This window comes from Mycetocola miduiensis (genome assembly GCF_900115155.1).
Classification (GTDB): domain Bacteria; phylum Actinomycetota; class Actinomycetes; order Actinomycetales; family Microbacteriaceae; genus Mycetocola_A; species Mycetocola_A miduiensis.
In genome coordinates this window covers 20675-47411 of sequence record NZ_FOVM01000007.1, presented here as the reverse complement: position 1 = coordinate 47411, position 26737 = coordinate 20675, and the positions used below count along the sequence as shown (strand labels likewise).

At 64.9% G+C, this 26737-nt stretch carries 24 protein-coding genes and 4 tRNA genes; 17 read left to right on the top strand and 11 right to left on the bottom strand.

The features are described 5' to 3' along the window. Positions 1–66 precede the first annotated feature (66 nt). Positions 67–1206, top strand: coding sequence for an alkaline phosphatase family protein (locus BM197_RS11945; protein ID WP_090711810.1), 1140 nt, complete (start codon positions 67–69; stop codon positions 1204–1206). 149 nt (positions 1207–1355) lie between these two features. Here the strand turns inward: BM197_RS11945 and sepH are convergent, their stop codons facing one another. Further along, positions 1356–2381 (bottom strand): septation protein SepH, encoded by a 1026-nt coding sequence (gene sepH / locus BM197_RS11940; RefSeq protein ID WP_090711808.1) that lies wholly within the window; start codon positions 2379–2381, stop codon positions 1356–1358. A gap of 200 nt (positions 2382–2581) precedes the next feature. On the opposite strand from sepH, the gene BM197_RS11935 reads away from it, so the two are divergent. Then, entirely contained in the window at positions 2582–2875 is a 294-nt protein-coding gene (locus BM197_RS11935) for a DUF4193 domain-containing protein (protein WP_090712116.1), read from the top strand. Here BM197_RS11935 and BM197_RS11930 read toward each other — a convergent pair. Continuing rightward, positions 2872–3336: a DUF3093 domain-containing protein gene (locus tag BM197_RS11930; protein ID WP_090712118.1), complete on the bottom strand. Its 465-nt coding sequence runs from the start codon at positions 3334–3336 to the stop codon at positions 2872–2874. The two genes, BM197_RS11935 and BM197_RS11930, sit on opposite strands and share 4 nt — an antisense overlap. Before the next feature lie 38 nt (positions 3337–3374). On the opposite strand from BM197_RS11930, the gene dut reads away from it, so the two are divergent. The 6 genes from dut to BM197_RS11900 all read left to right on the top strand — a co-directional run bounded on the left by dut (position 3375) and on the right by BM197_RS11900 (position 11541). Continuing rightward, positions 3375–3833: a dUTP diphosphatase gene (gene dut, locus BM197_RS11925; protein ID WP_090711807.1), complete on the top strand. Its 459-nt coding sequence runs from the start codon at positions 3375–3377 to the stop codon at positions 3831–3833. Then, the gene (locus BM197_RS11920) at positions 3830–4558 is read left to right on the top strand and encodes a DUF3710 domain-containing protein (RefSeq protein WP_090711805.1); all 729 of its coding nucleotides are present in this window, start codon (positions 3830–3832) and stop codon (positions 4556–4558) included. Before dut ends, BM197_RS11920 begins: the two co-directional genes overlap by 4 nt. A gap of 9 nt (positions 4559–4567) precedes the next feature. Then, entirely contained in the window at positions 4568–5299 is a 732-nt protein-coding gene (locus BM197_RS11915) for a DUF3159 domain-containing protein (RefSeq protein ID WP_090711803.1), read from the top strand. A gap of 157 nt (positions 5300–5456) precedes the next feature. Continuing rightward, positions 5457–8267 carry an aconitate hydratase AcnA gene (acnA, locus tag BM197_RS11910; RefSeq protein ID WP_090711801.1) on the top strand — a complete coding sequence of 937 codons (2811 nt, stop codon included), beginning with the start codon at positions 5457–5459 and terminating at the stop codon, positions 8265–8267. A gap of 120 nt (positions 8268–8387) precedes the next feature. Next, a complete protein-coding gene (gene dxs / locus BM197_RS11905; RefSeq protein WP_090711799.1) occupies positions 8388–10319 on the top strand; it encodes a 1-deoxy-D-xylulose-5-phosphate synthase in 1932 nt (643 codons plus the stop codon). A 55-nt stretch (positions 10320–10374) separates the two neighbouring features. After that, entirely contained in the window at positions 10375–11541 is a 1167-nt protein-coding gene (locus tag BM197_RS11900; protein WP_090712114.1) for a N(5)-(carboxyethyl)ornithine synthase, read from the top strand. 87 nt (positions 11542–11628) lie between these two features. Here BM197_RS11900 and BM197_RS11895 read toward each other — a convergent pair whose 3' ends face one another. The 4 genes from BM197_RS11895 to BM197_RS11880 form a co-directional block, all read right to left on the bottom strand. Continuing rightward, complete coding sequence (locus BM197_RS11895; RefSeq protein WP_090711797.1) at positions 11629–13767, bottom strand: 3-hydroxyacyl-CoA dehydrogenase NAD-binding domain-containing protein; 2139 nt, start codon at positions 13765–13767, stop codon at positions 11629–11631. Positions 13768–13772: 5 nt separating this feature from the next. Next, positions 13773–14969, bottom strand: coding sequence for a thiolase family protein (locus tag BM197_RS11890; RefSeq protein WP_090711795.1), 1197 nt, complete (start codon positions 14967–14969; stop codon positions 13773–13775). Positions 14970–15041: 72 nt separating this feature from the next. Then, on the bottom strand, positions 15042–16241 hold the full coding sequence (locus tag BM197_RS11885; RefSeq protein WP_245762520.1) for an HRDC domain-containing protein: 1200 nt from the start codon (positions 16239–16241) through the stop codon (positions 15042–15044). Then, positions 16234–16815 carry a DUF3000 domain-containing protein gene (locus BM197_RS11880; protein ID WP_090712112.1) on the bottom strand — a complete coding sequence of 194 codons (582 nt, stop codon included), beginning with the start codon at positions 16813–16815 and terminating at the stop codon, positions 16234–16236. The genes BM197_RS11885 and BM197_RS11880 overlap by 8 nt, the downstream gene beginning before the upstream one ends. A gap of 40 nt (positions 16816–16855) precedes the next feature. Here BM197_RS11880 and BM197_RS11875 point away from each other — a divergent pair, with 40 nt between their 5' ends. Continuing rightward, positions 16856–18043 carry an alpha/beta hydrolase family protein gene (locus tag BM197_RS11875; protein WP_090711792.1) on the top strand — a complete coding sequence of 396 codons (1188 nt, stop codon included), beginning with the start codon at positions 16856–16858 and terminating at the stop codon, positions 18041–18043. An 8-nt stretch (positions 18044–18051) separates the two neighbouring features. Here the strand turns inward: BM197_RS11875 and BM197_RS11870 are convergent, their stop codons facing one another. Further along, the gene (locus tag BM197_RS11870; RefSeq protein ID WP_090711790.1) at positions 18052–18486 is read right to left on the bottom strand and encodes a SufE family protein; all 435 of its coding nucleotides are present in this window, start codon (positions 18484–18486) and stop codon (positions 18052–18054) included. 62 nt (positions 18487–18548) lie between these two features. Further along, positions 18549–19445, bottom strand: a complete 897-nt coding sequence (locus BM197_RS11865) for a sulfurtransferase (RefSeq protein ID WP_090711788.1) — start codon at positions 19443–19445, stop codon at positions 18549–18551. Positions 19446–19590: 145 nt separating this feature from the next. On the opposite strand from BM197_RS11865, the gene zapE reads away from it, so the two are divergent. The 5 genes from zapE (at position 19591) to BM197_RS11840 (ending at position 24853) form a co-directional block, all read left to right on the top strand. After that, on the top strand, positions 19591–20628 hold the full coding sequence (zapE, locus tag BM197_RS11860; protein WP_090711786.1) for a cell division protein ZapE: 1038 nt from the start codon (positions 19591–19593) through the stop codon (positions 20626–20628). Positions 20629–20793: 165 nt separating this feature from the next. After that, positions 20794–22026: an ammonium transporter gene (locus BM197_RS11855; RefSeq protein WP_090711784.1), complete on the top strand. Its 1233-nt coding sequence runs from the start codon at positions 20794–20796 to the stop codon at positions 22024–22026. A gap of 212 nt (positions 22027–22238) precedes the next feature. After that, positions 22239–22775, top strand: coding sequence for a type II toxin-antitoxin system PemK/MazF family toxin (locus tag BM197_RS11850; RefSeq protein ID WP_090711783.1), 537 nt, complete (start codon positions 22239–22241; stop codon positions 22773–22775). A 61-nt stretch (positions 22776–22836) separates the two neighbouring features. Beyond that, a complete protein-coding gene (locus BM197_RS11845) occupies positions 22837–23508 on the top strand; it encodes an endonuclease/exonuclease/phosphatase family protein (RefSeq protein WP_090712110.1) in 672 nt (223 codons plus the stop codon). A 187-nt stretch (positions 23509–23695) separates the two neighbouring features. After that, positions 23696–24853 carry a ScyD/ScyE family protein gene (locus BM197_RS11840; RefSeq protein WP_090711781.1) on the top strand — a complete coding sequence of 386 codons (1158 nt, stop codon included), beginning with the start codon at positions 23696–23698 and terminating at the stop codon, positions 24851–24853. A 60-nt stretch (positions 24854–24913) separates the two neighbouring features. Here BM197_RS11840 and BM197_RS16740 read toward each other — a convergent pair whose 3' ends face one another. The 3 genes from BM197_RS16740 to BM197_RS11825 form a co-directional block, all read right to left on the bottom strand. After that, a complete protein-coding gene (locus tag BM197_RS16740) occupies positions 24914–25267 on the bottom strand; it encodes a phosphotransferase (protein WP_342714585.1) in 354 nt (117 codons plus the stop codon). Continuing rightward, positions 25189–25791, bottom strand: coding sequence for a phosphotransferase (locus BM197_RS16735; protein WP_143095066.1), 603 nt, complete (start codon positions 25789–25791; stop codon positions 25189–25191). Before BM197_RS16735 ends, BM197_RS16740 begins: the two co-directional genes overlap by 79 nt. Before the next feature lie 180 nt (positions 25792–25971). Next, positions 25972–26047, bottom strand: a tRNA-Val gene (locus tag BM197_RS11825). 183 nt (positions 26048–26230) lie between these two features. Between BM197_RS11825 and BM197_RS11820 the strand changes: the two genes are divergently transcribed. From BM197_RS11820 to BM197_RS11810, 3 genes are all read left to right on the top strand, one after another. Then, positions 26231–26302, top strand: a tRNA-Gly gene (locus tag BM197_RS11820). 53 nt (positions 26303–26355) lie between these two features. Beyond that, a tRNA-Cys gene (locus BM197_RS11815) sits at positions 26356–26426 on the top strand. A gap of 35 nt (positions 26427–26461) precedes the next feature. Further along, positions 26462–26533 (top strand) — tRNA-Val (locus tag BM197_RS11810). The last annotated feature ends 204 nt before the right edge of the window (positions 26534–26737 follow it).

The window sequence follows — 26737 nt, the reverse complement described above, 5'->3', positions numbered from 1 at the left end:
TTCTCAGAAAGGGGCAGGGGGTCGGGCGATCGGCGGCCGCGGAGCGGTTATGCCAGAATTGCCCGGATGGCCACCATGCTACCCACCGAAAAACCCGGAGCCCGAAGCCTTGCCGATGTTCTGCCGAATTCGGCACGTTCACTGGCCCGGGAGCCGAACGATCTGGAGCTCCCGCCGGTCCGCTCGGTGGTCGTCGTCGTGGTCGATGGCCTGGGCCGTTCGCAGCTCGCCGCCCGTGCAGGTCACGCCCGGTTCCTCGCCGCCCGGCCCCGCGAAGCCATCACCTCGGTCTTCCCGACGACGACGGCAGCGGCCCTCACAACGCTCACCACGGGTGTGATGCCCGGCCAGCACGGGCTCGTCGGCTACCGCACGCTTGACGTGGCCAACGATCGGCTGGTCAATCAGCTCACCGGCTGGGACGAGGGGATGACCCCCCAGCTGTGGCAGCGCGAGCCGACGGTGTTCGAGCAGGCCGCTGCGGGCGGCATCCGGAGCTTTGCGATCGGTCCCTCGAGATTCCGCTCATCAGGATTCACGCGTGCAGTGCTCCGTGGCGCCGAGTACCGCGGCGCGAACTCGATTTCTGAGCGGTTCGCCGAGGCAGCCCGGATCCTGGCGACGGGCGAGCCTTCGCTCGCGTACCTTTACATCCCCGAGCTCGATAAAGCGTCACACGCCTACGGCTGGGAGTCCCCGCAGTGGCTCAGCGGACTCGAAGCCGTCGACGCGGAGCTGCAGTCGTTCGTGAAGGCACTCCCGCAACGGGTCGGCGTGCTGGTCACGGCCGATCACGGCTCGATCGATGTGCCGCATCGGTCGCACGTGCTGTTCGATCAGGCGCCAGAGCTGGTCGAGGGCGTCAGGCACGTCGGAGGCGAACCCCGGTGCCTGCATCTCTACCTCGAACCCGGAGCGACGGATGCCGACCGTCTCGCCCTCGCGACCCTGTGGGAGCAGAGCGAAGGGGAGCGGGCCTGGGTTGCCACTCGAACCGACGCGGTGGCCGCAGGGCTGTTCGGCGACGTGCACCCGGACGTGCTGCCGCGCATCGGCGACGTGCTCGTGGCGGCGCGCAAACGCGTCGTCTACTACGATTCGAGGCCGCTCGACCAGGCGGCGCGGAACATGGTCGGGCAGCACGGGTCACTCACGGCCGAGGAACGCATCGTGCCGCTCGTCCGGCTGGGGGCGTTCGAGCGCTGAGGTAAGGCGGCTCGTCCGTGCGACCGATTGGTCCCAAAGGCTCATTCACGCCATCGATCGGTCCCAAACGGTCGTTCGTGTGCTCGGGAGCATCCCTTTGGGCCCGATCGACGATGTCGCGGAACGAAGAGGAGCCTCTCAGGCCCCGCTCAGTCCTCGTCGGACTTCGCCCCGAAGACGATCTCATCCCATGACGGCATCGCAGCGCGGCCGCGCTTGGGCCGTACCGATGCGCTCGGGGTCTCCGGGGGAGCGGTGGGAGAGCTCGGCCTGATTCCCTCGATATCCAACGGCACATCCACCGGTCGCGGCGCCGGCCGAACGGCACTGTCGTCAACCGGGCGGTGGGCAGATTCCCGTTCGCCGCGGCGCTTCCTCAGCGCCTCCAGCAGGTCAGCCGTCTGATTGGACTGGGCATTGCCATCCTCAGAGCGGTTGATCGCCGCTGCAGCCGCAGCGTTCGACGAGGACTGCGATCGCCCGGCGATTTCGATGTGAGGGGTCAGGTCGCCACTGTCGTCTGTGCGGAAGTTGAAGGCACCGCTGTCGAAACGGCTGTCATCCGGGTGGGCGTCCTCGCGCTCGACCGCCCGCAGACGGGGGATCAGCGCCGTCGGGAGCTCACCCTGCTTGGAGAGGGTCACTGCTTCACCGTTGAGCGGCGCAAGTGCCTGCCTCTTCGGTTCGAAACTCCAGCGTGCATCGTGGTCGATGTTCGACGCCGTGAAGGAGAGCTTGACGGTCCACCCGCCGCTCGCCTCCTTCCAGCTGGTCCACCGCTCGTCACTGGCACCCAGCGATTCCAGCCGGGCGCGGATCGCGGCGCCGAAGGTCGAGTCGTCGTCGTCGCTCGTCGGCTCGATGACCGTCAGGACCTGGACGCTCAGCGCTGCGCCGACGATGTGCTCACGTTCGGCGAGCACAGGGCCCTCGAAGCGCTGGATGTACTCGAGGTCGGCGCCCGTCAGGGTCGCGACCTCCTCGGCCGACATCCCGGAACGGATGTGCGCCTGAATCTCACGCGGGCTCAGCTTCGGGCCGCTGGTGGGCTCCTGACGGCTGCGGCGCACGTGCGACTGCAGCACGTCGTCGATGAGAAGCCGAAAACGTTCCCCGTTGTCGGTGGCTGCGATGAGCGCGCCGTCCTCGACGCCAATGACTTTCAAGTCGTGCATGATCAACTGCCTTCCAGGCTGTGATTTGTTCCTCAAATCGTGCCACGGCTTACGCGTTTCTTTGGGAATACCGTGGGCGTGCCGTGGGTTCTGGTTTCGGGAAGCGAGAGCTGAGCGGCCTCGGTTTGCTATTCACCTCGTAATCATGCAAACTATCGCCGCCGACAGCGATCGGACGAAAACATAAGAAGTGGATGGACATGGCAACGGATTACGACGCCCCCCGAAAGACCGACGATGACTCAGAGTCGATCGAGGCCCTCAAGGAGCGCGTGCCAGACAAGCTGTCCGGATCCGTCGACGCTGAAGACGCCGACAACCCCGGCGGTTTCGACCTCCCTGGAGCGGATCTCTCCGACCTCGACCTCGACGTCGTCGTTCTCCCACCCCAGGCGGATGAGTTCACCTGTGTGAACTGTTTCCTCGTGAAGCACCGTTCGCAGATCGACCACGAGACAAAGCTCGGACCGATCTGCGCCGAGTGCGCAGCCTAGGGACTTTCCTTGGCACCCGCTGGCCGTCGCGATCCCTCGATCGCGGCGGCCAGTTCTCGTGGTCGACGGGTCGAGATGACCCAATAGGGCGTCGGGTCGGCCGGGTCGTGCAGCGGAACAGTGACGACAGGGTCAATGGCCCCGCGGATCAGCAGCCAGGCCCGGGCATCGAGGCGTGGCCCACGTTCCAGGGTGGCGTCCTCCCCGGTGAAGACTCGCGGCTCGCCGAGCAGGTCGAGCGAGACGCGAGCGCGCCCGGCGCGGAGCATCCGCTCGTCAACCTCGATGATGGGAGCCCCGACGAGAAAAAGAGCGACGCAACCGCCGTAGAGGAGAATCGCCGTCACGATGCCCGCAGGAATCGAGATGGGAGCAAGGACAAGCATGCTCGCCGGGATTACAAGTGCCGAGGCGATCAGAAGCCAGGGTGCTGGCCACAAACGTTCGCGATATCGGGTCATCGGCACTTCCATTCAGACTTCTGCACTAGCCTCGACACGTGATCGAAAGCGTTGACGTACTCATTATCGCCCCGGAGCTGCCGGCGTACTCGCACCCCGGCGATGCGGGCGCTGACCTCAAATCGACGGATGCCGTAACCCTCGCACCGGGGGAACGGGCCGTTATCGGTACGGGCGTCTCGATCGCCCTCCCGGACGGCTACGTCGCCTTTGTGGTGCCCCGCTCCGGTCTTGCAGCGAAACACGGCATCACCGTGGTGAACGCACCAGGAACCGTCGACGCCGGATACCGCGGAGAAATCAAGGTAACCCTCCTCAACACCGACCAGTCGAACGCGTACACGATCGAACCGGGTGACCGCATCGCGCAGATGATCGTTCAGCCCGTGAGCCGCGCGCGGTTCGTGCCGGTCGACACGCTCCCGGGAAGCCTTCGTGGCGATGGCGGCTTCGGCTCCACCGGGTACAACACTTCAGGAACAGGACCCAAGGAATGATCAGGAAGAACAAGCAGAAGGACATCGAGAACACCGAGCCGGTCGTCGACGCGGATGTCGACAATCACGACAGCACCGTGGAAGACGCCGCTGTCGTGGACGCCGAACTGGACACCCTCGACACGGACGACGCAGAATTCGGCACCGACCTGTCGAAGTCGGCACCGGATGATCGGAGCACCGAAGGCCCGCTCGACGAGGCTGAGGCGAACTCCGTCCGCCCATACATCGACCTCGGCGGGGTCAAGATCCTCCCGCGTGAAGGCTTGAACCTTCGCCTCGAGGTGGAGGAGAGCACCAAGCGGATCGTTGCGGTCGGCCTCGACTACGCCGGTTCGACCCTCCAGATCCAGCCGTTCGCCGCTCCGAGGAGCACCGGACTGTGGAACGAAACCCGCGTGCAGATCCAGGAACAGATCGCCAAGCAGGGCGGGACTGCCACCGAGCGGGACGGCGTCTTCGGCCCGGAGCTCGTCGCCGAGGTTCCCGTCGTCCAGGGCTCCGACGGTGCAGCGGGTATGCGTATCGCCCGGTTCGTCGGCGTCGACGGCCCGCGTTGGTTCCTCCGTGGCGTCATCGCCGGCGAAGGAGCAACCGACCCGGATGCCGCTGCGAAGGTCGAGGACCTGTTCCGCAGCATCGTCGTCGTCCGCGGTTCGGCGCCGATGCCTCCGCGCGACCTCATCCCTCTCAAGATGCCTGCCTCGGCCACGCCGACGAGCTGATCAGGACCGATGACCGAGAAACTTCCCGACGATCGCAAGACCGGCACCGAACCCGACGCCGCTGAGACGATCGCTGCCGCGCTCGGCAGCGCGGCAGCCAGGTCCGGGCTGGGGGCCCTTGCCCAGGCGGATCAGCCCAACGGCAAGGTCCTGCTCGAGGCGATGGGCGGCATCCGCGGAATCGTGGAAGCGATCCTTCCCGGCCTGCTCTTCCTGATCGGCTACACGCTGACGGAGAACCTTCCACTCTCGCTCGCCGTTTCGGTGGGTGTGGCTGCGATCTTCACCGCGGTGCGACTCATGCAGCGCACGCCGGTCACGTCGGCGCTCGGCGGGCTGGTCGCGGCGGGTGCGTCGGCGGCACTCGCGCTGATGACCAACCGCCCGGAAGACAACTTCGTACTCGGCTTCATCACCAACGGCGTGTATGCCACGGCCCTGCTCATCTCGGTCGCCGTCCGCTGGCCGATCGTCGGGCTGATCGCCGGCTATCTCATGAACGAAGGAACCGCCTGGCGGCGCGTCGCCCTCAAACGCAGGGTCTTTGCCGTCCTCACCCTCTGCTGGGCGGGCATGTTCCTTCTCCGGCTCGGCGTGCAACTTCCTCTCTATCTCGCCGGCAACGTCGAGTGGCTCGCCGCCACGAAGTTGATCATGGGGATCCCGCTCTACGCGCCCCTGCTGATCGTCACGTGGCTCGTGGTCCGCGCGTTGTACCGGAAAGTGCCTGCCGCCTCCTGATAGAGTTATCTCGACATCAAGATAAATAGGGTCGATGGTCGGAACGGATGCCTGCGCAGCCGGTTAGGTTCGCCTTGCTAGCCACGCACGGGGTCGGGAAACCACTATTGACCTATGGCAGGCGTGTACGTGCCTGTGCCAATGAAGGAGAAGGCCAATGTCTACCGTAAATAGCTTTGGGGCGAAAAACACACTCTCGGTCGGGGGCACCGACTACGAGATCTTCCGGCTCGACACCGTCGAGGGGTCGGAGAAGCTCCCGTTCAGTCTCAAGGTTCTCCTTGAGAACCTTCTGCGCACCGAAGACGGCAAGAACGTCACGGCTGAGCAGATCAAGAAGCTCGGCGGATGGGTTCCCACCGCTGAGCCCGACACCGAGATCCAGTTCACCCCTGCCCGCGTCGTGATGCAGGACTTCACCGGCGTTCCCTGCATCGTCGACCTCGCCACCATGCGTGAAGCGGTCGCCGAGCTCGGGGGAGACCCGACGAAGATCAACCCGCTCGCGCCGGCAGAACTGGTCATCGACCACTCCGTCATCGCCGACCTGTTCGGCACCCCGAACGCCCTCGAGCGCAACGTCGAGATCGAGTACGAGCGCAACGGCGAGCGGTACCAGTTCCTTCGCTGGGGCCAGACCGCTTTCGAAGACTTCAAGGTCGTCCCGCCCGGAACCGGCATCGTCCACCAGGTCAACATCGAGTACCTGGCCCGGGTGACCTACACCCGCTCGGTCAACGGCGCCCTGCAGGCATACCCTGACACCCTCGTCGGCACCGACTCGCACACCACCATGGTCAACGGCCTCGGCGTGCTCGGCTGGGGCGTCGGCGGAATCGAAGCCGAGGCGGCAATGCTCGGCCAGCCCGTCTCCATGCTGATCCCCAAGGTCGTGGGCTTCAAGCTCAGCGGATCGATCCCGACCGGCGTGACCGCGACCGACGTCGTCCTCACCATCACGCAGAAGCTGCGCCAGCACGGCGTTGTCGGCAAGTTCGTCGAGTTCTACGGTGAAGGCGTCGCGCAGGTCCCGCTCGCGAACCGCGCCACCATCGGCAACATGAGCCCCGAGTTCGGTTCGACCGCCGCCATGTTCCCGATCGACGACGTCACCCTCGATTACCTGCGCCTCACCGGGCGCAGCGAGGAGCAGGTGCAGCTGGTCGAGGAATATTCCAAGATCCAGGGCCTCTGGCACGACCCCGCCGTCGAGCCGAACTTCAGCGAGTACCTCGAACTCGACCTGTCGACGGTCGTTCCATCGATCGCCGGGCCGAAGCGCCCGCAGGACCGGATCGAACTGACGCTCGCGAAGTCACAGTTCGAGCGCGATCTCACCAACTACACGTCGGTTGAGCACGACCTCGTCGACCTCGAGACCTCCGAGTCCTTCCCGGCCTCCGACCCGCCCGGAAACACTCCCGAAAACGAGCACAGCAGCCACACGCACACCCACCGGAGCCACGCGCCCCAGACGGTGTCCAAGCCGACCACGGTCACGCTCGAGGACGGTTCAGGCTTCACGCTCGACCACGGAGCGGTGACCATCGCCGCCATCACGTCGTGCACGAACACGTCGAACCCGTCGGTCATGCTCGCTGCCGGCCTCCTGGCCCGTAACGCAGCGAAGAAAGGCCTCACGTCGAAGCCGTGGGTCAAGACCACGCTCGCACCCGGGTCCAAGGTCGTCACCGACTACTACGCCAAGGCCGGACTCACCGACGACCTCGAGAAGCTCGGCTTCTACACCGTCGGCTATGGCTGCACCACCTGTATCGGTAACTCCGGTCCGCTTGCCGAGGAGATCTCGGCTGCGATCAATGAGAACGACCTCGCCGTCACTGCGGTGCTGTCCGGTAACCGCAACTTCGAAGGCCGGATCAACCCGGACGTGAAGATGAACTACCTGGCGAGCCCGCCGCTCGTCATCGCGTACGCTCTCGCCGGGTCGATGAACTTCGATTTCGAAACGGATGCCCTCGGCAAGGACCACGACGGCAACGACGTGTTCCTCAAGGACATCTGGCCGGATGCCGCCGAGGTCCAGAACACCATCGACACCTCGATCGACACGGAGATGTTCACCCACGAGTACTCGTCGGTGTTCGAGGGTGACGAGCGCTGGCGTTCACTGCCCACCCCGGCCGGAAACACCTTCGACTGGGATCCCGAGTCGACCTACGTGCGGAAACCCCCATACTTCGACGGCATGACGATGGAGACGACTCCGGTCACGAACATCACCGGTGCCCGCGTCCTCGCGAAGCTCGGCGATTCGGTCACGACCGACCACATCAGCCCCGCCGGCTCGATCAAGGCCGACAGCCCGGCCGGTCACTACCTGACCGAACACGGGATCGACCGTAAGGACTTCAACTCGTACGGTTCCCGCCGCGGAAACCACGAGGTGATGATCCGCGGAACCTTCGCGAACATCCGCCTGAAGAACCAGCTGCTCGACGGCGTCGAGGGTGGATACACCCGCGACTTCACCCAGCCGGATGCTCCGCAGTCGTTCATCTACGACGCGTCGCAGAACTACCAGGCGGCGGGCATCCCGCTCGTCATCCTCGGCGGCAAGGAGTACGGCTCGGGCTCGTCCCGTGACTGGGCTGCCAAGGGAACGAGCTTGCTCGGTGTGAAGGCCGTCATCACCGAGAGCTTCGAGCGTATTCACCGCTCGAACCTCATCGGAATGGGCGTCGTCCCGCTGCAGTTCCCAGCGGGCGAGAGCTGGGAGTCGCTCGGCCTCGACGGAAGCGAGTCGATCTCGATCACCGGGCTCGATGAACTCAACGCCGGCACGACGCCGAGGACGGTGCACGTGGTCGCTGAGCCGACCGAGCACTCGCCCGCAGGCAAGGCCACCGTCGAGTTCGACGCCGTGGTCCGGATCGACACCCCTGGTGAGGCGGACTATTACCGGAACGGCGGCATCCTGCAGTACGTTCTGCGGAGCCTCGTCTAAGGGTCCATACCACGACGGCACCCCTCCGCGATTCATCAGGAATCGCGGAGGGGTGCCGCGTAGAGTGGGGGAGTTGGCCGGCGAGCGGGCCGCTCGAATGAAAACAGGGAGTTGAACGCGATGGGTCTTCTTGAGACGATCACGGGTCCTCGCGACCTCGACGCCCTCTCAAGAGAACAGCTGACCCAGCTGGCCGCTGAGATCCGCACCTTCCTGGTGAGCGAAGTCTCGCGCACCGGCGGCCATCTCGGCCCCAACCTCGGCGTGATCGAAATGACGCTCGCCATCCACCGGGTCTTCGATTCGCCGAAGGATGCGATCGTCTTCGATACCGGTCACCAGTCTTATGTGCATAAGCTCCTCACCGGGCGCCAGGACTTCACCCGGCTGAGGGAGCGCGGTGGACTCGCCGGCTACCCGCAGCGCAGCGAGTCACCCCACGACATCGTCGAAAGTTCACACGCGTCGAGTTCGCTGAGTTGGGCGGACGGTATCTCCCGTGCGTTCGAGATGACCGGCCAGCACGACCGCCACGTTGTCGCCGTTGTCGGGGATGGCGCGCTCACCGGCGGCATGACGTGGGAGGCGCTCAACAACATCAGCGACGACAACACCCGCAAACTGATCATCGTCGTCAACGACAACGGGCGCTCATACGCGCCGACGATCGGTGGGATGGCTCGCTTCCTCAACACGGTCCGGACGAGGCGCTCCTACCGGGACCTGTACCTGACCAGCCAGAAGGCGTTCGACCGGCTCGGGGCTCCAGGCCGGGCCGTGTACCGGGGTGTGCGTGGCGGGATGCACGGCTTCCTCGCCCGGTTCAGCAACAACGAAGCGCTCTACTCGAACCTCGACATCAAGTACCTCGGCCCGGTTGACGGGCACGACGAACAGGCGATGGAAGAAGCGCTCAGCCAGGCCAGGAACTATGGCGCGCCGGTCATCGTGCACGCGATCACCCAGAAAGGCAAGGGTTACGCTCCCGCCGTGCACGATGAGGCGGATCAGTTCCACGCCGTCGGCAAGATCAACCCGTCGACCGGCGCGGCGATCTCGACCAGCACGACTCCCACCTGGACCGGGGTCTTCAGCGACAAGCTGCTCCAGCTTGCCGAGGCGGATCCGCGGATCGTCGGGATCACCGCGGCCATGCTCCGCCCGACGGGGCTGCATAAGTTCGCCGAGCGGTTCCCCGAGCGCGTCCACGATGTCGGCATCGCCGAACAGCATGCCGCAACGTCAGCGGCTGGCCTCGCCTTCGGCGGGTTGCACCCGGTCGTTGCGATCTACGCAACGTTCATCAACCGGGCCTTCGACCAGATCCTCATGGACATCGCCCTGCACAAGGCGGGCGTGACGTTCGTGCTCGACCGTGCCGGCGTCACCGGGCCAGACGGTCCGTCGCACCACGGCATCTGGGACCTGTCCATCCTCCAGGTCGTCCCAGGCATCCACCTCGCCGCGCCGCGCGACGGGACACGCCTGCAGGAGGAACTTTCCGAAGCCGTCGCGATCGACGACGCGCCCACGGTGATCCGGTTCCCGAAGGGCAACGTCAGCACCGACATCCCCGCCATCCGCCGCACCGCCGACGGCGTCGACGTGCTTCGTGAGGATGATCGGCGCGACGTCCTCATCGTCACCGTTGGCCCTATGGCCCAGCTTGGACTCGATGTCGCAGAACTGCTGAATTCCGCAGGCGTCGGCAGCACCGTCGTCGACCCCCGCTGGGTCGTCCCGGTCGCGCACAGCATCGTCGACCTGGCCGACACTCATCGACTCGTCATCACGATCGAAGACGGCCTCCGTGTCGGCGGGATCGGCACCCGCATTCGGCAGGAGCTGCGGAAGGCCGGTGTCGACACGGGCGTCGACGAGCTCGGCCTGCCCGACGATTTCCTGCAGCACGCGACCCGCGAGCAGATCCTCGAGGATGCCGGTCTGACCGCCGAGAGAATCGTCCGCGACATCCTCGCCCAGGTTTCCGGTACTCGAATCCCCGTTGCCCGGCCGGCCGAAGCAGCTGCCGAGCGCGTCCAACGCGGCTAAGCGCGTCTATCAGCCCCGGCCGCGCACCGTCGCCGGCTATCCCAAGGAGTTCCCGATGACCGCCAGCCCCGACGAATTCGACCGACCGCTTCACCTCGGGGTGCTCGCCACCTCACGGAAGAAGAACGAGCGGCGTCTTCCGATCCATCCGCTTCACCTTGACCGCATCGAACCTGAACTGCGACAGCGCATCATCCTGGAGACAGGGTACGGCGAACGGTTCGGGCTGTCCGACGAGCAGCTCAGCCCATTGGTCGGCCGCCTGGCCGGCCGCGACGAGTTGCTGGCCGACGCGGACATCGTACTCCTGCCAAAACCGCAGGCGGAGGACCTTGCCGAGTTGCGCGACGGGCAGGTGCTCTGGGGCTGGCCGCACTGCGTGCAGGATCGGGAATTGACCCAGACCGCCATCGACAAGCGGCTCACCCTGATCGCATTCGAGGCGATGAACCACTGGTCGCCAGACGGCGGCTTCTCACTGCACGTGTTCCACAAGAACAATGAACTCGCCGGCTACGCTTCGGTTCTCCACGCCCTGGAACTGACTGGATCGACCGGAGACTACGGGCGGCGCCTCAACGCCGTCGTCATTGGGTTCGGGGCCACGGCGAGGGGCGCCGTCACGGCGCTCAACGCACTTGGGGTGCACGACGTTCAGGTCTTGACCACGCGTGAACGAGCCGCCGTCGGCTTCCCGATCCACTCCGCCACCCTCGTGCAGTTCGACCAGGACGACGAGGGAGCGTTTCTGTCGAACGTGGTGACCGACCACGGGCGGAAACCGCTTGCACCGTACCTCGCCGGGCACGACATCGTCGTCAACTGCACCCTGCAGGACCCAAACAACCCGGTCATCTACCTGTCGACCGCCGACCTCGACCTGTTCAGCCCCGGGAGCCTCATCGTCGACGTGTCCTGCGACGAGGGAATGGGCTTCGAATGGGCGAAGATGACGTCGTTCGACGACCCGATATTCGAGGTCGGCAACCACATCCGCTATTACGCCGTCGACCACACCCCGTCACACCTCTGGAATTCGGCAACGTGGGAGATCAGCGAAGCGCTGCTGCCATTCCTCAGCACGGTGATGGATGGGCCCACCGACGAGGACCAGAACCAGACGATCCGCCGCGCGATAGAGATCCGCGACGGCATCGTGCAGAACCCGGCGATCCTTGAGTTCCAGGGCCGCTCGGCTGAATACCCGCACACCGTCCAGTAACCCGGCGGCGTACCGGGCGACCGCCCGTCAGCCAGACAACGAAGGGACGCGAGGCCGAAGCCCCGCGTCCCTTTCCTGTCCTCTGACCTAGTCCTGGATGCCGCGGATGGGCGGCTCGTGGAACGTTCCGCCGAAGACGCGCTCGCTCGCACCTTCACGGTCGAGGTACGGCGTAACGCCTCCCATGTGGAACGGCCAGCCGGCACCGAGGATCATGCACAGGTCGATGTCTTCCGGGCCCTCGACCACAGAATCCTCCAGCATGCGATGGATTTCGTCGGCGAGCCCGTCGACGAGACGCAGCCGGATGGCATCCGCCGTGAGCGGTTCCTTACCTCCGGAGACGATCTTGAGCGCGCCCTTGTCGAAACCCTTGACCTTGCCCTTTGAGTCCTTCTCGAGGAGGGTGCCGTACTCCGCCAGCTTGTGCAGGTTCTCGCTGCGGTAGAACCGGTCCGGGAAGGCGTTGTGGTGGGTGTCGAGGACGTGCGCGCCGACCTTGAGCCCAACGAGGTCGAGCAACTCGGACGGCGGCATGGGCAGACCAAGCGGGGCAACCGCCTTATCGACGACCTCGAACGGCGTGCCGTGGTCCACTGCGTACATCGCCTCACCGAGCAGCTTGGCGAGCACCCGGTTCACAACGAAACCGGGGGTGTCCCTGGTGATCACAGCGTTCTTGCGCAGTTTGGCTGCGGTCGCCATCGCGGTGGCCAGAGCCTCCGGGGTGGTCTGCGGTGTCCGGACGACCTCGATCAGCGGCATGACCGCTACGGGGTTGAAGAAGTGGAACCCGACGAGTCGTTCCGGGTGTGCCAGCTTCTCACCGATCTGTTCAACCGAGAGTGATGACGTGTTGGTGGCGAGGATCGCCGTGTCGGAGATGTACTGCTCGACGTCGGCGAAAACGTCCTGCTTCACACCGAGCTCTTCGAAGACCGCTTCGATGACCCAGTCGCAGTCCGCGAAGTCGCTCTTGTTGGTCGTGCCGGAGATGAGGTCGTTCAGACGGTTCGCTTCGTCGGGCGAGATGCGCTTCTTCTGCAGCAACGCGTCGATTTCGCCGCGGATGCTGGCGATCCCCTTGTCGACGCGGGTCTGATCCAGATCGGTGATCACCACAGGCACCTGGAGGCGGCGCACGAAGAGCAGCGCGAACTGGTTGGCCATGAGTCCCGCACCGATCACACCGACCTTGGTGACCTTCTGGGCGAGTGCTTTGTCGGGCGCTCCTGCCGGTCGCTTCGCACGTTTCTGGACGAGGTTGAACGCGTACACGCTGGCCTGGAACTGGTCGCCGCAGGCCAGCTTTGCGAGTGCCTCGTCCTCCCGCTCAAACCCTTCAGCGCGGGTGCCGCTCTTCGCTGCCTTGAGGAGGTCCAGGGCGACGTACGGCGCCACAGGGACGGTTCCGATCTTCGACTCGAGCATCTTGCGGGCGATGCCGATGGCAACGTCCCACTTGACCAAACGCTCGACCTTCCCTGGGACGTTCTTGCGGGCGACCTTGGTCTTCCCCGCAAGCACACTGCCCGCCCAGGCGAGTGAGTTCTCCAAAAAGGATGCCGCAGGGAAGATCGCGTCGGCGATGCCGAGTTCGAACGCCTCAGGCGCCTTCAGCATCCGGTTCATCTTCAACGGGTTCTCGATGATCACCTTCAGGGCGTTCTCGATCCCGATCAGGTTCGGCAGAAGGTAGGCGCCGCCCCAGCCGGGGATCAATCCGAGGAAGACCTCCGGCAGGGCAATGCCGGCAGCAGACGCGTCAACCGTCCGGTACGTCGCGTTGAGCGCGATCTCGAGGCCGCCACCAAGCGCGAGGCCGTTGATGAAAACGAACGACGGCACGCCGAGCGTGTCGAGCTTGCCGTAGACGTAGTGGCCGAGTTGCCCGAGAAGGCGGGCCGACTCCAGGGATTCGACCTCGCTGACCTTGCTCAGGTCGGCGCCAGCCGCGAGAATGAACGGCTTGCCGATGATCGCGACTGCAGCGATTTCCTTCGCAGCGGCACGCGCACGCTGTGCGTCGAGCACGCCGCCCAGTTCCATCAGCGTGACGGGGCCTAGGGTGTTCGGGCGGGTGTGGTCCCGTCCGTTGTCGAGGGTGATGAGAGCGATCACGGTGCCATCCGGCAGTGACACGTCTCGCACGAAGGAGTGGGTGACGACCTCGTTGGCGGCGTGGGCGAGAAGCGGGCTGAAATCGATGGTTGAGTAGTCGGTCATATCGATTACTTCTTTCCCTTCCAGTTCGGGTTCTCCCAGATGACGCTTCCACCCTGGCCGAGGCCGACGCACATGGCGGTCAGGCCATAGCGCACGTCCGGGCGCTCGGCGAACTGGGCGGCAAGTTGGGTCATCAGGCGAACACCGGATGCTGCAAGGGGGTGACCGATGGCGATAGCGCCGCCCCACTGGTTCACCCGCGGGTCGTCATCGTCGATGCCGAAGTGGTCGAGCAGCGACAGGACCTGAATGGCGAATGCCTCGTTCAACTCGAACAGCCCGATGTCATCGATCGTGAGCCCGGCCTTCCGGAGCGCCTTCTCGGTCGACGGCACAGGACCGATGCCCATGATCTCCGGTTCGACGCCGGCATAAGCGAAGCTCACCATTCGCATCTTCGGCTTGAGCTTGAATTCCTTGACCGCGGAACTGCCGGCAAGCAGGCTCACCGTCGCGCCGTCGGTGAGCGGTGAGCTGGTTCCCGCCGTCACCCGTCCGTGGGCACGGAACGGCGTTTTGAGGGTCGCGAGTCCCTCCATGGTCGTTTCGGGGCGGGTACCCTCGTCGCGGGTCGCGAGGCCCCAGCCCGATTCGCTGCGGATCGCAACCGGGATGAGATCCGGCTGGATCTTGCCTGCGTCGTATGCAGCCTGAAGCTTCTGCTGGCTGCGCATACCGAAGCGGTCGGCGCGTTCCTTGGTCAGGTGGGGGAACCGGTCGTGAATGCGTTCAGCGGTCTTGCCCATGTCGAGAGCATCCGCCGAGACGAGCTTTTCGCTGAGGAAACGCGGGTTCGGGTCGGCGTCACCGCCGAGCGGGTGACGTCCCATGTGCTCGACACCGCCGGCGATGCCGAAGTCGTATGCGCCGAACGCGATCGCACTGCCAATCTGGGTCACGGCGGTCATCGCGCCTGCGCACATCCGGTCGATGGCGTAGCCAGGAACCGACTGGGGAAGACCGGCGAGGAGCGCTGTCGTGCGGCCGAGGGTGAGGCCCTGGTCACCCTGCTGGGTTGTGGCCGCAATCCCGACCTCGTCGATGCGTTCCTTCGGAACATCCGGGTTGCGTTCGAGCAACCCGATCATCGCTTTGACGACGAGGTCATCCGCGCGGGTGTTCCAGTACTGACCTTTTTCTCCGGCGCGACCAAACGGGGTCCGCACACCATCGACAAAAAAGACGTCGGCTAATTCGGCCACTTTGCCTCCAATTTCGTGTTCACCCCGATCCTAGAGATGCGCGAAATCGTGGCCGGAATCCTTTGATTCTTCCTACGACTCGGGTTTCGGAGCCTCCGACGCCAATTGGCTTGACTCTACAAACGCGGAGGCGATTGCCTGTGCAGTAGCTTCAATCTGCCAGGGGCGTGCCGAGAGCGATTCGAGGGCGTCGCCGATCGTTTCGGCGGTCACCGGTTCGGGCGGGTTCCACGCCACCCGCCGAAGGAGTTCGGGCGTGAGGAGATTCTCGATCGGGATGGCGAGGTCCTCTGAGATCGCCGCAATCGATGTCCGCGCTGCTTTGAGGCGGGCGTCGGCGTCGGGGTTCCGCTCGGCCCAGCTCCGTGCGGGAGGCATCGTTTCTCCTGATGTTCCACGGATCGGCGGCAGGTCATCTGTCGTGAGCCCACGTTCGATCGCGGCCCACCATCGCGGAAGTTCGCTCCGCGACGCGCGCCCTTTGAACTCCCGCACCGCAGCCAGCGCGGCACGGCTTCGCGGCTCTGCCCGAACCGCGGCCACCAGCGAAGAGTCGGGGACGAGGCGGCCGGGGGCGATGTCGCTTTCGCGAGCGAACGCATCCCGTTCTAACCACAGCTCACGGGCGATGGCGAGGTTCCGTGCCCCGCGAACCGTGTTGAGACCGGAGAGCCGACGCCACGGGTCCTGGCGTTGCAGCTTGGGCTGCCTGGCCAGGGTGGCCTCGAACTCCTCGGCGGCAATGGTGCGTTTGCCGCCCTCGTCGAGCATGTCCGCGAGTTTGTCGCGGACATCGACGAGGAGCTCAACGTCGAGTGCGGCGTATTCCAGCCACGTCGTCGGCAACGGCCGGGTCGACCAGTCGGCGGCGGAATGCTCCTTGGCCAGGTGAATTCCGAGGAGCTCTTCGACGACGGTGCCCAGTCCAACGCGGGGAAAACCGAGAAGCCGTGCGGCGAGTTCGGTGTCGAAGATGCGGACCGGGTCGAGGCCGACTTCCCGGAGGCACGCGAGGTCCTGGCTCGCCGCGTGGAGAACCCATTCCGCGGGAGCGATCGCCTCATTCAGCTCGTCGAAGCGGCCGATCGCCGGTGGGTCGAAAAGAAAGAGTCCTGCGCCACGCCGGTAGAGCTGGATGAGGTAGGCGCGCTGGGAATAGCGGTACCCGGATGCCCGTTCGGCGTCGACGGCGATCGGACCGCTCCCTGCCGCTATGGTTCGTACGGCGTCGAGGTATTCGTCCCTCGACTCGATGACGTGGCGTTCAGTCACGCGCCGTCCTGCGACTAGACAACAGAGTGACACCTTCGGTTGTTGGTGGGAGCCCTGCGAGCATGCAGAGCAGTTCACCCCAGCCTTCCACATGTGACGAGATGTCGCTCTCCAACGGGGTCCACGAGGCACGCAATTCGATCTGGGCGCCGTCGCCCTGCGCTGCCAGCTCGCCGAAACCGGTGGAGATGATCTTCGTGGCGGTCCCTGACGCTGCACCGTATTTGGCGGACCGCGCGTTGAGCGCGTCGACAAGCCAGGACCATGCGACTTCAGCGAGGAACGGGTCGAGGCCGATGTCGGTTTCGAGGGGAGCCTGAACGAAGCAGACGATCCGGAAAGCACCACCCCACGCTTCGGGTTCACTCGGGTCGTAGAGGAGGATGAATCGTCCGGTGCCGAGCTCGGAGTCCGCGCCATGCCGTGACGGTGTGACGTCCGCAGAAAGGGCCACGCTGTACGGGGCAAGGTTGCCCGGCGCGGGGATCTCGGTGACGGCGAGTTCAGGCCGTGCTTTAGCGCGACGAACCGAGTCCAGCGCCTTTTGGAACTCAGGAGGCACGTCGGTGCCCATCGGGATATCAGCCACGTTTGCAGACTAGAGTTACTTGCCAATGAAACGTCACAGCCACGCCGTCCGAAACGGCCCGGTCTCCCCGGCGCGCAACCGACGGCTTGTGGTGCTTTTCGGCGGAATCCTCCTGACGCTCGCGACCAGCGCAGTCATCGCCGTCGGCACGGTGGCTCGGCGCGTGGTCACGCCGGCACGCACCCGGTTCCGGGAAAGCGACGTTCTGGCCATCGACGCCGAAAACGCGACCATCACCCTCGGGTCGAACCCGGACACAAAGCTTCCTGGCCGCTACGGCCTGTTCTACGGCGAACCAGAGCGGTACCTGCGTCTCGGGGACGTCCTCTCCACGAACGGCGGGACGGTGACCAGGCGGCTTGAGACACCGGCAGACCACCTGCCCGCAAGCGGCCCGGCCACCTTCAGCGGGTGGTATTACTCCCGCCCAGAAGAACTGGGTCTCGATTTCACGCACCTGAACGTTCCGACGCACGCCGGGAACGCCCCGGCGTGGCTGTTCCCCGCCGAGGAAGAGACCGGCCGCTGGGTCGTCATTGTGCACGGTCGAGGCACCACGAGAAGTGAATGCCTCCGTGCCGTTCCGGTCTGGCGGGATGCGGGTTACTCCGCCCTGCTCGTGTCGTACCGGAACGACGGTGACGCTCCGCCGAGCGCTGACGGCCTATATAGGCTCGGCGACACCGAATGGGAGGACGTCGACGCTGCCCTCGATCTGGCCGCGGAGCATGGGGCGAGCGACGTGGTCCTCATGGGCTGGTCGATGGGAGGCACCATCGCCGTGCAAACCGCACTGCGCAGTGCTCACAAAGGGCTTCTCCGGGGCATCGCACTGGAGTCTCCCGTGCTCGACTGGGCCCGGGTGCTGGAATTCCAGGCGGATGCCGGACGGATCCCGGTTCCGCTCCGCCTCGCCGCGATTCTGGCGATCACCAGTCCGTGGGGACGCGCGCTCACCGGCCTCGACTCGGCCGTGAACCTTCCGGGGCTGGACGTCGTCAGCCGGGCGGATGAACTCACCGTCCCGGTTCTCGTGCTGCACAGCGACGATGACGGTTTCGTCCCGTCGTCCGCGTCGCATGACCTCGCCGCGGCGCGGCCGGATCTCGTCACCTTCTCGCCGTTCACCGGCGCCAGGCACACGAAATTGTGGAACTACGACGAGGACCGCTGGACATCGGCGATCAGCGACTGGGCCGCAACTCTCGGGTGAACCCCGAGTCAGGCCGCCGCGCGCTCCGTCAGCTGCCGTTTCATTCTCTGCAGCATCCCGTTCATGCCGTTGAGCCGCAGCGGAGAGACGGCCTTGCCGAGGCCGAGCATTTGCGGAAAGTCGGAGGGGATCGCGAGAACTTCATCGACCGTCAGGCCGTCGATGGCCTGGGCGAGGATGCTCGCGAATCCGCGCGTCGTTGGCGCTTCGCGTGGAGCGGTTGCGTGCAGGTGCACACCGTCGTCGGCCACCTCGACGAAGATGAAGATCGGGGACTGGCACTCGACAACGCGCTCAAGCAGGTCGGGGTGATCTGCGTACCGTTCCGGCAGGTCGGGCAGCTCCATCGAGAATTCGAGCAGCAGCTGCAGCCGCGATTTCTCGTCGAGTTCAAGGAACTCGTCACGGATCTCGGCTACCTGGGCGGGGAGAGTTTCGATCATGGTTTCTCCATCCTCCCATGGGGACCTGACGGCGGGCCGAGTGTCCCGATCGCTCGCATCGGTCAGCGAGGGAGTTCGCCCGGCTCGTCGCCCATCACGATCGGGACCCGAACGGCGCTACCCCACTCGGTCCACGATCCGTCGTAGTTGCGCACCTTGTCGAACCCGAGAAGGTACTGGAGCACGAACCAGGTGTGGCTGGAGCGTTCGCCGATGCGGCAGTACGCGACGACGTCGTCGCCGTCCTGAAGTCCGGCCTCGTCCCGATAGATGGCGTTCAGTTCGGCGACAGGACGGAAAGTGCCGTCCTCGGCTACCGCTTTCGACCAGGGCACGCTCTTCGCGGTTGGGATGTGCCCAGAGCGCAGCGCGCCTTCCTCGGGGTAGGCGGGAGCCGTGTTGCGCTCACCGCTGTATTCCTCCGGGGAGCGCACGTCGATCAGCGGATTGCCGAGGTGGGCGAGGACGTCGTCCTTATAGGCACGGATGACGGAGTCGTCGCGTTCGACCACCGGGTAGTCCGTGCGCGGGCGTTCCGGGACATCCGTCGTCATCTCGCGACCTTCGGCGAGCCACTTGTCGCGACCCCCATCGAGGAGCCGGACGTCACGGTGACCGAACAGCGTGAACACCCAGAGCGCGTAAGCCGCCCACCAATTGCTCTTGTCGCCGTAGAGAACGATGGTGTCGTCACGCGAGATGCCCTTGCCGGAGAGAAGTTCGGCGAAGCCGACGCCGTCGATGTAGTCCCGCAGCACCGGGTCGTTGAGGTCGGTATGCCAGTCGATCTTCACCGCAGTCGGGATGTGACCGATCTCGTAGAGAAGGACGTCCTCGTCGGACTCGACGACGACAAGCCCTGGGGCTCCCAGGCGTTCCTGCAGCCACTCGGTTGTGACGAGGCGGTCGGGGTGCGCGTACTCGGCGAAGGCGGGGGACTGGTCGGTTTCGATGGACATGGTCTACCTCCGGGGTCGCTGGGCGTGTGTGTGCGGCGCGTCGCCTGCCTTAGGCTTGGGACTCGTTCTTCTCGCGAAGATACGCAGCTTTCTCGGATCGAGCAAAGCAGCGCCGAAAAGACTTCGACACACGAGGTATTCTCCCATGAGCCAGACCGCTGAGACGGCACGCCTCCGCATCTCCGACCGCACGCCGACAATCACCGGTGAGGAGATCGCGGCCAGCCTGGTGCCGCCACGCCAGTTCACGGATGCCAGCTTCGCCAGCTACCGCCCGGATCCCGATTTCGCATCACAGGAAGAGGCGGTCTCCCTCCTCGAGTCGTTCGCCGCCAGCTGGGCGCCATCGAAGGCCTCCGGTTTCTTCGGCCGCCGGAAGAAGGAGCCCGAGGTCAAGCCCGGGGTCTACCTCGACGGCGGGTTTGGCGTTGGGAAGACCCACCTGCTCGCCGCCCTGTGGCACGCGGCACCGGGGCCGCGTAAGTACTTCGGCACGTTCATCGAGTACACCGCCCTCGTCGGCGCCCTCGGTTACGCGAAGGCGGTGGAGGCGCTCACCGGGTCCGCCTTGCTCTGTATCGACGAGTTCGAACTCGACGATCCGGGCGACACCATGATGATGACCCGACTGCTCACCGACCTGGTGGCGACAGGCACACGAGTGGCCGCAACGTCCAACACTCCGCCGAACGCCCTCGGTGAAGGCCGGTTCGCCGCGTCTGATTTTTTGCGCGAGATCCACGCCATGTCGAGTCATTTCACAACGCTGCGGATCGACGGAAACGACTTCAGGCGGCGCTCGACCGACGGCCACGCCGGGGTCCTGGATGCAGACGCGTACAGCAGCAGGCTGGATGGTGCAGCGGATGCGGGGGAGCGGATGTCGGATGATTCGTTCGATGAGATCATCACCCACCTCGCCACCGTCCACCCCTCGAAGTACATCAAGCTGATCGACGGCATTGACCGGATCGGTCTGCGGGACGTCCACGAGCTGCACTCGCAGACGGAGGCGCTGCGCCTGGTTGCGTTCATCGACCGGGTCTACGACGCCCAGATACCGATCTCGGCCACGGGCATCCCACTCGACCAGGTGTTCGGCGGAGATATGCTCTCGGGCGGGTACCGCAAGAAGTACCTGCGCTCCATGTCACGGATGATCGCGCTGGCCGAGGCTCCCTGACCTGCGAAACGTTCTTTTTACAGAGGCGCCCTCCGTGTAACAGACCCGAAACATCGGGTACACCGCTCTCGAAACGTCCGGCATCCAAGCTGGCTATACACCGACAAACGCTCAGCGTTCCCCGTCGGCAGCCCGATGCACTCGAGAGAACTTAAGGACACGATTATGGACACCGGCAGCATTGCCTGGGGAATCACAGCCACCGCCCTGGTGCTGGTGATGACCCCTGGCGTCGCATTCTTCTACGGCGGCCTTGTAAAAGCCAAGAGCGTCATCAGCATGATGATGATGAGCTTCGGCGCACTCGGCCTCATCACCGTCCTGTGGATTCTCTACGGGTTCAACATGAGCGCGGTCGCCAACCCGCTCGACTTCGCAGGCAACCCGTTCGCCGACTTCGGGCTGACGGCACTCTCCCAGGGTGCGGACGCGAACACGAACCTCCTCGGCGCCACGTACGGTGCCACATTCGCGATCATCACCGTCGCCCTGATCTCCGGCGCCATCGCCGACCGCGCGAAGTTCGGGTCGTGGATGCTGTTCGCCGGCATCTTCGCGACACTCGCCTACTTCCCGATCGCGGCGTGGGTCTGGGGCGGCGGCTGGATCATGAACCTCGGCACCGCGCTCTTCGGTGAAGACGCGGGAATCGGTGTCATCGACTACGCCGGTGGAACCGCTGTTCACATCAACGCCGGTGCCGCCGCCCTCGCCCTCGCACTTGTGCTCGGCAAGCGGGTCGGGTTCCAGAAGGGCATCCAGAAGCCGCACAACGTACCGCTCACGCTGCTCGGCGCATCCATCCTCTGGTTCGGCTGGTTCGGGTTCAACGCGGGCGCAGAATGGCTCAACGGACTCGCCAACACGGGTCTCATCGTGATCAACACACTCGGCGCGACCGCGGCAGCCATCATCGGCTGGCTCGTCATCGAGAAACTCAAGGACGGCAAGGCCACCTCGGTCGGCGCCGCATCGGGTGCCGTCGCCGGCCTCGTCGCCATCACCCCCGCCTGTGCGAACCTGACCCCGGGCTGGGCACTCCTCCTCGGTGTCCTCACCGGTGCGATCTGCGCCCTGGCCGTTGAACTGAAGTTCAAGCTCGGTTTCGACGACTCACTCGACGTCGTCGGCATCCACCTCGTCGGTGGCCTCGTCGGCACCCTGTACCTGGGCTTCTTCGCCACCGAAACCGGCCTGTTCCTCGGCGGCGGCTTCCAGCAGCTCGCCGTGCAGTTCATCGCCGCCTTCGCGGTGCTGGTCTACTCGTTCCTCGTCGCCGGCGTCGTCGGGTACGCGATCCAGAAGACTCTCGGCTTCCGGGTCAAGAACGAAGACGAAATCGCTGGCGTCGACACGTCGGTCCACGGCGAAGAGGGATACGCCCTCGAGGTCGTATAGCTCCTCAGATCGACACCTTGCCCGAACGGGATGCCGCCTACAGCGGCATCCCGTTCTGTCGTTCCGTGCGCCACATGCATCAGGCCGAGCCGTTCTTGTCACATCAAGGTGTTCGATGCCCGCCACTATGATGAGCGCATGATCTGCCGAGAGCTGAACCGTCGACCTGCCCCGTCACGCCAACGCGCGAGCGATCGTGGGGAACGCCACTGATGGCATCCCTCGGCCGACTTGTCCATTCCGTCGTTCGCCTGCTGAGTCGGCCTGCCGAACCCCACGCCCGGCCGCCGGTTACTCCAGCCGGACAGGAGCCGTCTGGCGAGGATCAGCCCGGCCGTTTCGGTCCGCGAGCCACCGTCGAGGTGGACCCGAGCAGGATCGGGCCCGTTCGGATGGCGTATTCGCCGTCTACGGATGGCAACCCGGATCCGGGCGAGATCGTCTGGACCTGGGTGCCGTACGAGGAGCGTGACGGCCGGGGGAAGGACCGCCCGGTGTTGCTGGTCGCTGCGGGGCAGGGTGATGAGGTAATGGCGGTGGCGCTGACCAGCAAACCCCATGGCGATGCGTCGAGTTTCGTTTCCATCGGCCGGGGGAGCTGGGACTCGCAGGGAAGGCCGAGTTGGGTCGGCGTGGAGCGGATCTTCCGCGTGTATCCCGACGGGATGCGTCGCGAAGCCGCGGCCCTGGATGCCGCCCGATTCTCGCGCGTGGCTGATATCCTCACTGCTCGCTACGGCTGGCACTGAACCGAACGGTCTCCGCACAGCGTTAGAATTTTCCAATCGATTCGTCCGGACGGGGTATCTCATCAGAATCATCAGTTACAACCTCCGCAAGCACGCGGCAAGCGCTGAACTTCTCGGCCTGGAAACGTTGTACGACGCGGATGTCCTGTGCCTCCAGGAAGCGGACAGCAATCTTCTGCCGGCGGAAGTGGGCAACCTGCGGCTGGCCGACTCCACTCGGGGGAACCGGCTCGGACTTGCGATCTACTACAACGTCGACCGGTTCTCGCCGGTGTCCACGACGGCGTTCGAACTGAAGAAGTCGTTGCACGACCGGCTGTTCTCGCCGGCCACCGAACGACTCCTGGCAACGAAGCTCATTGACAAGGAGGCCGGCCGCGAGATGCTCGTGGCATCGTTTCATGCGGCGCCGCTGACAGCCCTTAACTCGCTGCGTCGGCATCAGATCAAGACGGCGCATGCGGAACTCCATTCCCTCGCTGAGGGAATTCCCACGGTCATGGTCGGCGACTTCAACTACCCGATCTTCAAGAACAACCTCCGCCGCAGGATTCAGGAGATGGGCTACGAGCTGTCCCTGAGTAACTCGCGGACCTACTCCCGGTACAAGATCTTCCGCGGCCACTTCGACTTCGTGACGAGCGTCAACATGGGAATCGACGACGTCAAGACCCTCCCGGCTGGAGCATCCGACCACCGCGCTATCCTCGTCACGACCAAATATCTGGACTGACCGCCGGCTCTTGCAAGCGAAGGGCTCGACAAGCCGAGCTATCGTCGATACGGTTTGCTGAACATGAGCAATGCTCATGACTGTTTCGCTCAGATGCGCCTGTCACCTGCCCTGTCGAGAGAGTGTCATCCTGCCCCCGCGATGTCGTCGTGACGTGCTCTGTCACCACATCGCAAAGGAGCATGGAGTGAAAGTTACGACCCTGACGGCTGCGGTCTGCGCTGCTGTCCTCACCACAGTCGCCCTCGCCACGCCGGCGTCGGCCCACGGCGATCATCCACCGATCGTCGCCAACCAGGAGGTGCTCGCCGACGGGCTGATGGCACCGTTCTCTCTCGAGGTCCAATCGAATGGGGCCGCATGGATCACGCAGAACTTCCCAGGCACTCTCACCAGGGTGACAGCTAGCGGCGAGAAGACTGACGTTCTGGGCGGCGACGGTGATGAGATCAGCGCCGTCAGCGCACGCGGCAATACCGTGTATTACGCACAGGTCGCGCAGGATCACACGCGGGCTGTGCTCATGAGGGTCTCAAAGGGGCAGGAACCGGTCCAGGTCGCTGACCTCTTCGCTCACGAGGAGCAGGAGAATCCCGACGCCGTCAACACCTACGGTTTCGTGGATCTGCCCGCAAGCTGCGCCTCTCAATTCGTACCCGACCCGACGTCGCAGTTCTCGCAGCCGACGTACGAGGGCGCCGTCGACACACACCCATATGCGTCCCTGGCTACGCGAGAGGGTGTCTATGTCGCGGATGCGGGGATGAACGCCATCCTCAAAGTCGGTTACGACGGGAACGTCTCGACCGTTGCGGTACTTCCTCCGACGGCCCCGGTGGCTGTGACCGCCGAAACCGCCGAGGCCTTCGGCATGCCGGCGTGCGTTGTTGGCCACTCGTATCGGTTCGAGCCGGTGCCAACCGACGTGGAAGTGGGCCCAAAGGGCTGGCTGTACGTCAGCACTCTTCCCGGCGGGCCCGAGGATGCGAGCCTCGGCGCGCGCGGAGTCGTCTACAAGGTGAACCCCTGGTCCGGCGACGTGCAACCCTTCGCCGAGGGCTTCGTCAGCGCGACGAATCTCGCGGTCTCGAAGCAGGGCGTCGTGTTCGTCACGGAGTTGTTCGGTGGAGCAGACGGCGAAGGCCAGGTTTCCGTCGTCCCGCCGTGGGGCGACGGGGCGGTTACGCAGTTCCCGATCTCGTCTCCGGCGGCGATTGAGATCGCAGGGAAGAACCTGTACCTCACCACGGACACATTCGAACTCGGCCCTGAGGGCCCGTTGCCCGTCGCCAAGCTGGTCAAAGTGAGCCTGGACGGCAAGGCGCTGAGGTCATATCTCGGCTGACCCGGGCTCTCAGGCGGAAGTGCCGTGTACCGCTAACCGGTGCACGGCACTTCTCCGCGTTCAGGAGGTTGCCTCGTGCACGATCTCACTGATGGTGCGCGCAGCGATCTTCGCGAACTCCGGGTTCGTCTGCCGGTAGTAGGGAATGATCATGACAGCCTGGTGCAGCGCGAAGCCACGAGCGCGGTTCCACACATCGTCCTGCACCTGCAGTACGTTCCGGAACTCCCGGCGGCCGGCCTCACCGAAGACGCTCCAGGCGGCAATGACATCCGCGGCAGGATCGCCCACGCCGGCTCCGCCCCAGTCGATGACCGCTGTCAGCCTGCCGTCGTTCACCAAAAGGTTCGGCCTGAGCAGGTCTGTGTGAATCCATACCGGTTGCTCCGCCCACTTCGTGCCGTCCAGAGCGATGTCCCATGCCGCCGTGGCCGCCGCAGCGTCGATGACGTCGGAGGATGCGTGAAGGGCGTCACGAGTGACGGCGTCGAGCTCAAGGAGCGGCATTCAGCCCGCTGGAGGAGCCCCGTCGGGTCGATCCGGCGCAGCGCAGCAACGAAACGAGCGAGGTCACGCGCGGCCGCAACCTCGTGGTGGATAGCGCCACCGACATACGGCGAACCGTCGATCCACTCGTAGACCGCCCAGGTCATCGGGAAGTCATCCGAAGCGCGGCCGGTCTTGACCGGCCGGGGTATGGGTAGCGGGAGCTGCGGCCGGAGCACGGGGAGCCAGGCGAGCTCGTTCTCCAGGTCGCCTGACCACCTGAACACGCGCGGGAGCCGGGCGGCAAGCCGCCCTCCGATCCGGAACACCGCATTCACCGTGCCCATCGAGCGGACCTCGCGGAAAGGCAGGTGGGAGTACTCAGGGAACTGATCGGCGATAAGCCGACCAACGAGCCCTGCGTCGATCAGGACCTCGTCATCGTGCATCATGCGTGCGGCTCCCTGCTTCCGTCGCCGGCCTCGGTCGACATCGGTCGGAACGACGCCTGCTCGGTCGATAATGGCTGGTTCGCGTCACATTCGCCAGCCATTTTCGCCGGAGCAACCCGTGCTGGGCCTGCCAGCCCGGGGTGCAACGAAAAAAGGCCCACGGATGTCCGCGGGCCGACCTGGTGGGCGATACCGGACTCGAACCGATGACCTCTTCCGTGTGAAGGAAGCGCGCTACCAACTGCGCCAATCGCCCATTTCACGCGAACCTGACGGTTCACGACGACGTCTCATCGTACCGGAACCGGACCCGGCTCGCGAACCACATGGGATCCGTTTTCGCGTCTTTGTGCCGCGAAATGACAACACGGTAACTCGATTTTGTTTCTCGGCTCATCATCAAGTAGAGTCTTTCAAGCACGCAGGAATGCGAGCAAATGCGGATGTGGCGCAGTGGTAGCGCATCACCTTGCCAAGGTGAGGGTCGCGAGTTCGAATCTCGTCATCCGCTCGAGTGTTGGGGTTAGCCTTCGGGTTGACCACGGCATGTGGGCAACCACACGCGGTGGCGTGGCCGAGAGGCGAGGCAGCGGCCTGCAAAGCCGTCCACACGGGTTCGAATCCCGTCGCCACCTCACACTCAAAACTGAATTACCATAGCAATTAGCATGAGCGATTGGCGCAGCGGTAGCGCGCTTCCCTGACACGGAAGAGGTCGCTGGTTCGATCCCAGTATCGCTCACACAAAAGAAGCCCGGACAGAAATGTCCGGGCTTCTATCGTTTAACACCGGATCGGACCGGCGACCCCTGGACCGCATGCGCCGCGCTCCAGCTGGTTCGATCCCAGTATCGCTCACACAGAAGAAGCCCGGACAGAAATGTCCGGGCTTCTATCGTTTAACACCGGATCGGACCGGCGACCCCTGGACCGCATGCGCCGCGCT

What these genes read in the sequence shown, in the direction of transcription:
- zapE (WP_090711786.1), top strand. Translation starts at nt 19,591, where the DNA reads ATGAGCCAGACCGCTGAGACGGCACGCCTCCGCATCTCCGACCGCACG.
- BM197_RS11930 (WP_090712118.1), bottom strand. Translation starts at nt 3,336, where the DNA reads ATGACCCGATATCGCGAACGTTTGTGGCCAGCACCCTGGCTTCTGATC.
- BM197_RS11855 (WP_090711784.1), top strand. Translation starts at nt 20,794, where the DNA reads ATGGACACCGGCAGCATTGCCTGGGGAATCACAGCCACCGCCCTGGTG.
- dxs (WP_090711799.1), top strand. Translation starts at nt 8,388, where the DNA reads ATGGGTCTTCTTGAGACGATCACGGGTCCTCGCGACCTCGACGCCCTC.
- BM197_RS11880 (WP_090712112.1), bottom strand. Translation starts at nt 16,815, where the DNA reads ATGGGCACCGACGTGCCTCCTGAGTTCCAAAAGGCGCTGGACTCGGTT.
- acnA (WP_090711801.1), top strand. Translation starts at nt 5,457, where the DNA reads ATGTCTACCGTAAATAGCTTTGGGGCGAAAAACACACTCTCGGTCGGG.
- BM197_RS11895 (WP_090711797.1), bottom strand. Translation starts at nt 13,767, where the DNA reads ATGACCGACTACTCAACCATCGATTTCAGCCCGCTTCTCGCCCACGCC.
- sepH (WP_090711808.1), bottom strand. Translation starts at nt 2,381, where the DNA reads ATGCACGACTTGAAAGTCATTGGCGTCGAGGACGGCGCGCTCATCGCA.
- BM197_RS11875 (WP_090711792.1), top strand. Translation starts at nt 16,856, where the DNA reads ATGAAACGTCACAGCCACGCCGTCCGAAACGGCCCGGTCTCCCCGGCG.
- BM197_RS11850 (WP_090711783.1), top strand. Translation starts at nt 22,239, where the DNA reads ATGGCATCCCTCGGCCGACTTGTCCATTCCGTCGTTCGCCTGCTGAGT.
- BM197_RS11935 (WP_090712116.1), top strand. Translation starts at nt 2,582, where the DNA reads ATGGCAACGGATTACGACGCCCCCCGAAAGACCGACGATGACTCAGAG.
- BM197_RS11865 (WP_090711788.1), bottom strand. Translation starts at nt 19,445, where the DNA reads ATGTCCATCGAAACCGACCAGTCCCCCGCCTTCGCCGAGTACGCGCAC.
- BM197_RS11900 (WP_090712114.1), top strand. Translation starts at nt 10,375, where the DNA reads ATGACCGCCAGCCCCGACGAATTCGACCGACCGCTTCACCTCGGGGTG.
- BM197_RS11915 (WP_090711803.1), top strand. Translation starts at nt 4,568, where the DNA reads ATGACCGAGAAACTTCCCGACGATCGCAAGACCGGCACCGAACCCGAC.
- BM197_RS11870 (WP_090711790.1), bottom strand. Translation starts at nt 18,486, where the DNA reads ATGATCGAAACTCTCCCCGCCCAGGTAGCCGAGATCCGTGACGAGTTC.
- BM197_RS16735 (WP_143095066.1), bottom strand. Translation starts at nt 25,791, where the DNA reads ATGATGCACGATGACGAGGTCCTGATCGACGCAGGGCTCGTTGGTCGG.
- BM197_RS11920 (WP_090711805.1), top strand. Translation starts at nt 3,830, where the DNA reads ATGATCAGGAAGAACAAGCAGAAGGACATCGAGAACACCGAGCCGGTC.
- BM197_RS11945 (WP_090711810.1), top strand. Translation starts at nt 67, where the DNA reads ATGGCCACCATGCTACCCACCGAAAAACCCGGAGCCCGAAGCCTTGCC.